This is a genomic window from Enterobacter cloacae complex sp. 2024EL-00227 (assembly GCF_043945315.1).
GTDB classification, from domain to species: Bacteria; Pseudomonadota; Gammaproteobacteria; order Enterobacterales; family Enterobacteriaceae; genus Enterobacter; species Enterobacter roggenkampii.
On sequence record NZ_JBIMQP010000071.1, the window covers coordinates 1 to 783 of the forward strand.

At 57.5% G+C, this 783-nt stretch carries 1 protein-coding gene; it reads right to left on the reverse strand.

The features are described from left to right. Window positions 1–599 (reverse strand): IS6-like element IS6100 family transposase (locus ACHH0Z_RS25600; protein WP_032421720.1); only part of this gene is annotated, 599 nt, incomplete at its 3' end. Window positions 600–783 lie beyond the last annotated feature (184 nt).

Genomic DNA, 783 nt, shown 5'->3' on the forward strand with positions numbered 1-783 from the left:
CCCTTGATCGTGGCATAGGCCGTGGGGATCGATTTGAAACCGCGCACCGGCTTGATCAGTATCTTGAGCTTTCCGTGATCGGCCTCGATCACGTTATTGAGATACTTCACCTGCCGGTGGGCCGTCTCCCGGTCCAGCTTTCCTTCGCGCTTCAATTCGGTGATCGCTGCACCATAGCTCGGCGCTTTGTCGGTATTGAGCGTGGCAGGCTTTTCCCAGTGCTTCAGGCCTCGCAGGGCCTTGCCCAGGAACCGCTTCGCTGCCTTGGCGCTGCGGGTCGGCGACAGGTAGAAATCGATCGTGTCGCCCCGCTTGTCGACTGCCCGGTACAGGTAGGTCCACTTGCCCCGCACCTTGACGTAGGTTTCATCCAGGCGCCAGCTCGGATCAAAGCCACGCCGCCAGAACCAGCGCAGCCGCTTCTCCATCTCCGGGGCGTAGCACTGGACCCAGCGATAGATCGTCGTATGGTCGACCGAAATGCCGCGTTCCGCCAGCATTTCCTCAAGGTCGCGATAGCTGATCGGATAGCGACAATACCAGCGCACCGCCCACAGGATCACATCACCCTGGAAATGGCGCCACTTGAAATCCGTCATCGTTCCGTCCGTCCAATCTCCGCCAAGCATGCTCAAGCTTCACGATTTTTGCAACAGAGCCCACACGAGTATTGAGCATAGTCGAGATTGGTGCAGATCACTTCTGATATTGAACTGTCAGGAGCTGGCTGCACAACAGCCATTACGCCCAATCAACTGGTGCAGTCGTCTTCTGAAAATGACA